Source organism: Pricia sp., assembly GCF_041745955.1.
Classification (GTDB): Bacteria; Bacteroidota; Bacteroidia; order Flavobacteriales; family Flavobacteriaceae; genus Pricia.
Map to the genome: position 1 here is coordinate 1 of NZ_JBGTHY010000087.1, position 6,331 is coordinate 6,331.

Annotated in this window: 6 protein-coding genes; 4 read left to right on the plus strand and 2 right to left on the minus strand. The window is 45.4% G+C overall.

Annotated features, from left to right (window positions below; genetic code table 11):
• Positions 1-1,401, minus strand: a 1,401-nt coding sequence (locus ACEW8S_RS02915) for a glutamine synthetase III (RefSeq protein ID WP_373516688.1), incomplete at its 3' end; no start/stop codon positions are given.
• A 241-nt stretch (positions 1,402-1,642) separates the two neighbouring features.
• Here ACEW8S_RS02915 and ACEW8S_RS02920 point away from each other — a divergent pair.
• The 4 genes from ACEW8S_RS02920 (at position 1,643) to corA (ending at position 6,006) form a co-directional block, all read left to right on the plus strand.
• Positions 1,643-2,668 (plus strand): glutamine synthetase beta-grasp domain-containing protein, encoded by a 1,026-nt coding sequence (locus ACEW8S_RS02920; RefSeq protein ID WP_373516689.1) that lies wholly within the window; start codon positions 1,643-1,645, stop codon positions 2,666-2,668.
• Between the two features lie 219 nt (positions 2,669-2,887).
• Entirely contained in the window at positions 2,888-3,766 is an 879-nt protein-coding gene (gene rimK / locus ACEW8S_RS02925; protein WP_373516690.1) for a 30S ribosomal protein S6--L-glutamate ligase, read from the plus strand.
• The gene (locus ACEW8S_RS02930) at positions 3,753-4,718 is read left to right on the plus strand and encodes a succinylglutamate desuccinylase/aspartoacylase family protein (protein ID WP_373516691.1); all 966 of its coding nucleotides are present in this window, start codon (positions 3,753-3,755) and stop codon (positions 4,716-4,718) included. Before rimK ends, ACEW8S_RS02930 begins: the two co-directional genes overlap by 14 nt.
• Positions 4,719-4,899: 181 nt before the next feature.
• Entirely contained in the window at positions 4,900-6,006 is a 1,107-nt protein-coding gene (gene corA, locus ACEW8S_RS02935; protein ID WP_373516692.1) for a magnesium/cobalt transporter CorA, read from the plus strand.
• A 12-nt stretch (positions 6,007-6,018) separates the two neighbouring features.
• Here the strand turns inward: corA and ACEW8S_RS02940 are convergent.
• Positions 6,019-6,331: inositol oxygenase family protein (locus tag ACEW8S_RS02940; protein ID WP_373516693.1), on the minus strand; the 313-nt coding region annotated here is incomplete at its 5' end.

The following is a 6,331-nucleotide window of genomic DNA, read 5'->3' on the forward strand; positions in this document are numbered from 1 at the left end:
TCCCGTAAAGGCAAAGGGCGAGGTGCGGTTACGGTCGGTATTGTCCAACAAAATTTCGGGAATCTTGCCTACGACGTTCAATTTAAGTTCCGTTTTTTCCTCGGGGGATAGCTTTCCTTTTGAAACACCTTCCAATTCATCAAGGACACCACCTAATTGTGCGCCGATAAATATGGAAAATATGGTCGGGGGCGCTTCGTTTTCGCCCAATCTGTGGTCGTTACTGGAAGAAGCGATAGAGGCCCCCAACAATTCTTCGTACGTATCCGCCGCTTTGATCGTATTGATGAAAAAGGTCAAGAATTGCAGGTTTTTCATCGGGGTAGAACCCGGACTGAGCAGGTTGACGCCCGTATCGGTGACCAAGGACCAGTTGTTGTGCTTTCCGGAACCGTTGATTCCCGCAAAGGGTTTTTCGTGAAAGAGTACCTTGAAATTATGTTTGTCCGCCATTTTGTTCATTACGTCCATCAACAGCTGGTTGTGATCGACAGCCAGATTGGCTTCCTCAAAAACGGGTGCGAGTTCGAACTGGTTGGGGGCAACTTCGTTATGCCGTGTTTTTACTGGAATACCGAGTTTTATACATTCCTGCTCCAAATCCTTCATAAAACGTAGCGCACGCGATGGGATGACCCCAAAATAATGGTCGCCCAACTGCTGCCCTTTTGCGGCGGGACGCCCGATCAGCGTCCGCCCTGTAAGACTGATGTCGATCCGGGATTGGGCAAGTGACTTGTCCAACAAAAAAAACTCCTGCTCCCATCCCAAGGTAGCATTGACCTTGACCACATTTTTATCGAAGTACTTGGCCACAGCGGTCGCCGCCTCGTCCATCGCACCGAGGGCTCTCAATAAAGGGGCCTTGTTATCTAAGGCTTCGCCCGTATACGAGACAAAGATGGTAGGGATGCAGAGCGTGGTACCGTAAACGAATGCGGGACTTGTAGGATCCCAAGCCGTATACCCCCGGGCCTCGAACGTATTGCGAATGCCCCCGCTCGGAAAACTGGAAGCATCAGGTTCTTGCTGTACCAGTTGTCCACCATCGAATTTTTCTAAAGCCCTACCATCGGGCAACAGGTCAAAAAAGGCATCGTGCTTTTCAGCGGTGGTACCGGTCAGGGGCTGAAACCAATGGGTATAGTGTGTAGCGCCCATTGATATGGCCCACGCCTTCATCGCTTCGGCCACCTGATCGGCCATTTTACGATTGATTTTCGATCCTGAAAAAATGGCGTTTTGAACACTTTCCAATGCATCCTTTGTCAGGTATTGAAGCCTACGCTCTTCGTTGAACACATAGGTCGCGAAGAGTTCGGAACGCCTCCCCATTTCCAGTATAGTAATTGGTTTTCTGTTTTGACTTTCCGAAATGGCGTCGAATCGTTGTCTTGACATTGAAGGTCTGGGTTTATAGAAATTGACTTTAAGCAGTATCCATATTAAACTGGGACAAAAATAGGAATTAGGGAATTAATAAAATATCCCCTTAAAAATTAAATGTCTGTAAAAGACCCTTGAAATTTTAGGGCCATTCTAAAAAATAATGGATTTTTAAAATTTTAACCCCTAGAATACTAGGTAAATCACCTAAAAAATATATTTTTGTTCGAATTCAAAGTAAATTTAACTACCTATTATGAGCAAGTCAAAGTTAGAATACATTTGGTTAGACGGTTATGAACCCACCGCCAACCTAAGAAGTAAAACCAAAGTCGAAAACGATTTTAACGGTAAATTGGAAGATTGTCCACTTTGGGCTTTTGATGGAAGTTCTACCAAACAGGCTGAAGGCGGTTCTTCGGACTGTCTTTTGAAACCGGTGGCCATATATCCGGATCCTGCCAGAACTGATGGCTTTTTGGTAATGACCGAAGTCATGAATGCGGATGGCACTCCCCACGAATCGAACTCACGTGCCAAAATAAACGATCCTGACGACGATTTTTGGTTCGGTTTCGAGCAGGAATATTTTATAATGAGTAAAGATACCCAACTGCCTTTGGGCTTTCCAGTTGGTGGTTATCCAGGGCCCCAAGGCATGTACTATTGCTCCGTCGGCGGAAAAAATACGCATGGTCGAGCTTTTGTTGAGGAACATGCCGATCTATGTATCGCTGCCGGACTGAACTTCGAAGGTATCAATCAAGAGGTGGCCAGTGGCCAATGGGAGTTTCAACTATTCGCTAAAGGTGCGAAAAGGGCCGGTGACGAAATCTGGGTCGCCCGATATCTGCTAGATCGATTGACCGAAAGCTATGGTTACTATATCGAATACCACCCCAAACCCGTGAAAGGGGACTGGAACGGTTCGGGTATGCATGCCAATTTCTCAAACACTACTTTGAGAACTTGTGGTTCCAAAGAAATTTATGAGCAGATCTGTGAGGCTTTCAGACCCGTTACCAAAGAACATATCGAGGTTTACGGCGAGTTTAACGATGAGCGTCTTACCGGAAAACATGAAACTGCCTCTATACATGACTTTAGCTATGGTATTAGCGACAGGGGTGCTTCCATCCGTATTCCCATCATCACGGTCCAAAAAGGCTGGAAAGGTTATTTAGAAGACAGAAGGCCGGCCTCCAATGGCGACCCGTACAAGATTGCCGGAAGGATTGTTACCACTGTAAAGTCCGCAAAAATAAAGGAAACAGCTAGCTGATTTGCTGAAGATTAATTCGATTAATTTTATTTACCGTCTTTTGTGAAAGCTAAAGGCGGTTTTTTATTGTCCGGTGATAATAAAATATCGTACTTTTCCCCATCAGGAAATTTAGGTTCCTATCTTCCCGAAAAATATAAAAACCCAATTTAAGGGATTCCCTCCGGAGTTATGCCGAGCATGGTCGAAGTACGGGAATGACTAAAACGCTACATATTCATGAAAATCGTAATTCTGTCCCAAAATCCGAATTTATATTCCACCAAACGGCTTATCGAGGCCGGAAAGAAGAAAAAGCACGATATGCAGGTCGTCGACCATTCCAAATGTGACCTGATCATTGAAAGGAAAAAACCGGGAATTATCTATAAAGGGGAGGGGCTTAGCGGAATCAACGGTGTCATTCCGCGTATTGGGGCCTCCATCACTTTTTACGGTACGGCGGTGGTTCGCCAGTTCGAGATGATGAAGGTTTTCACCGCAGTAGAATCTCAGGCCTTGGTACGATCAAGGGACAAATTGAGGAGTTTGCAGATTCTTTCCAGAGCCGGTCTCGGTCTGCCTAAAACGGTATTTAGCAACTACTCCCGGGATGTGGGGTCAATCATAGACAAAGCCGGTGGTGCCCCTGTGGTCATTAAACTTTTGGAAGGTACGCAAGGGCTTGGGGTAGTACTGGCGGACAAACGAAACTCTGCGGAATCGATTCTAGAAGCTTTCAACGGTCTGCAGGCAAGGGTCATCGTACAGGAATTTATCAAGGAAGCCAAAGGAGCCGATATCAGGGCCTTCGTGGTCGATGGCGTGGTCGTTGGTGCGATGAAACGCCAAGGCAAGGAGGGAGAGTTTCGCTCCAACCTGCACCGGGGCGGTTCTGCCAATATCATCGAACTTTCCGATGAGGAGGAAAATGCGGCCATCAAGGCGGCAAGGGTCATGGGCCTCGGCGTTGCCGGTGTAGACCTATTGCAATCGGAAAGGGGACCTTTGATCCTTGAAGTCAATTCTTCACCAGGGCTTGAAGGCATCGAGGCAGCGACCGGAAAGGACATTGCCGGAATGATCATCAAGTACGTTGAGCGGAATGCGGAACAATAAAATTGAAATCCTCGGCCAAACCATTGCGAAAGGAAAAGGTGCACTGGTAAACCTTGATATTGCCAAATTGCACACGCGCACCAAGATACAGGTGCCGATCATTATCGAGAGGGGCAAAAAAGACGGTCCTACCCTGCTCATTACCGGTGGCATACATGGTAACGAGATCAACGGTATCGAAATCGTGCGTCAGCTGGTCGCAAAAAAATACAACAAACCGGAGAGCGGCATGGTCATTTGTATTCCCGTGGTCAATGTTTTCGGTTTTCTGAACCAAAAACGACAGTTTCCCGACGGTCGAGACCTCAACCGCGTGTTTCCTGGAAGTCCGAGGGGGTCGCTGGCAAGCCGATTTGCATATCATATCATCAAAGAAATTGTTCCCTTGGCCGATTATTGCATCGATTACCATACTGGGGGCGACAGCCGGTTCAATGTTCCTCAAATCCGTGTTGGAGGCGAGGATCCCGAAAGTTTTGCGTTGGCAAAGGTCTTCGATCCCCCTTTTATAATCCGTTCGGCGCGCAAGGAGAAATCCTTTCGGGAGACCTTGTACCAACTGCAAAAAAAGGTATTGCTTTTTGAGGGTGGAAAATCAGTACATATCGATAAAGTAGTAACCCAAATGGGAATTGCAGGGGCATTGCGCATTATGCAGCACTTGGGCATACGGCAATTCGAGAAAGAAATCGACCAGCTGGTCGTTAAAACCTCCGAGCCGGTCATATTACATAACACCCAATGGATGCGTGCGAAATATTCGGGAATGTTCCATCCTTTTGTGGATTTGGGGAAAAAAGTAAAAAAGGGAGAGACTCTTGGGAGTATTTCAGGACCGTTCGGCTATTTCGAGCGCAAGATCAAGGCACCCCATACCGGCTATCTCATTTGTATCAATGAGGCGCCCATTGTTACCCAAGGGGACGCAATTTTTCATATTTCGAAGGATTAGGTTGAAAATCCAAATAACAAATTTCAAATTCCTAAAAAAATTTGTAATAATTCGTGGAATCCGCCGAATTCGTGTCTACCGACTGATGTAACCAACAAATTAAAATGAGGTTGGTGTTGAGAACTCATCCTAATTCCGATTTTATCCTTATCTTAAAAACATCCATTCAAACAACATCGAAATGAAACTGAATACCAAAAATATCTTCGTACCGCCCAAGAATTTAGCGAGATTCGTTACCAAACGAAAAGAAGATATTGGTCTTTCTCCCGATGATATCTCCTTTAGGGGAGAAAAGAAAATGGATACCGTCGTTTTGCGTCTCATAGATTATAATGTCGATACCTTGGAAGAAGAGACTATCAAATCGGTAGAAAAGGTGCTTTCTTACCAAAAAAAACCCTCCATTACCTGGTTCAACATTGATGGATTGCACGATACGGACATCATCGAACAGATTGCGGACGGCTTCGATTTGGATAAGCTCGTTTTGGCGGAGGTCATGGATGTCCATGCACGTCCGAGAGTACAGGAGTTCGGCAACTGCATCCTACTCTCGGTCAAAATGATGCAACAGAACGAGGAGACCCATCGTATTTCGGTAGAAAATCTCAGCCTTATCATCACCAAATCGGTACTGTTATCCTTTCAGGAAAAAAGAGGTGATGTTTTTGAACCGGTACGGGAACGGATCCGAAACCAAAAAAAGCGCATACGCAACGGCGGTACGGATTACCTGACCTTTGCTTTGCTGGACATCGTAGTCGACAACTATATCTATATCATCGGCGTTTTGGGCGAAAAAATAGAGACCTTGGAAGAAAACCTGTTGCAAGAACCCAAAAAGAGTGTTATCGACGAGATCTATACGTATAAAAGGGAGCTAAATTTTCTCAGGAAGAACATATCCCCTGCCCGGGAAATGATCTTGAACTTATCGAAATTGGAATCCGAATTGATCAGGGAAAGTACGGATGTGCATTTTAAGGAGCTTTTGGAAAATATCCATCAAGCGACCGACTCATCGGATACCTATCGCGAAATACTTTCAGATCAGCTCAATATTTATCATACGACCATCAGCAGCAAGTTGAACGATGTGATGAAATTCCTGACCATTTTTTCGGTCATCTTTATCCCCCTGACCTTTATCGCCGGTATTTATGGCACCAATTTCGATGTGGTGCCCGAACTAAAATATGAATACAGCTATTTTATTATGTGGGGTGTGATGCTAGTGGTTGCCATTGGCATGTTGCTCTATTTTAAGCATCGGAAATGGTTGTGAAAACTGCCCGATCTACCAAAAAATCGGCCCGTCACCTAAAAATTTCTTCGCAATAGGTTCGTAGTAGTCGCGTACCTCATCCAATTCGTAGACCTTTTGGCTTTTGGTGTAAAGGTCGTATTTGTTGAAGTCCTTGATAAGCTCCAAATATTTCGCATCGGTATCGTTCAGTAAAGATTTGTAACTTCCACCGGTATGCCAAGGATAAAAGGAATGGTAGCGTATCATGACCATGGCCTCTGGGGGCAGCTTGTTCGCTTTATGGTTGTTCAAAACTTGGTATAGATATTCGTCATGGCCCCAGGCGAGATTTAGATTATCAAGA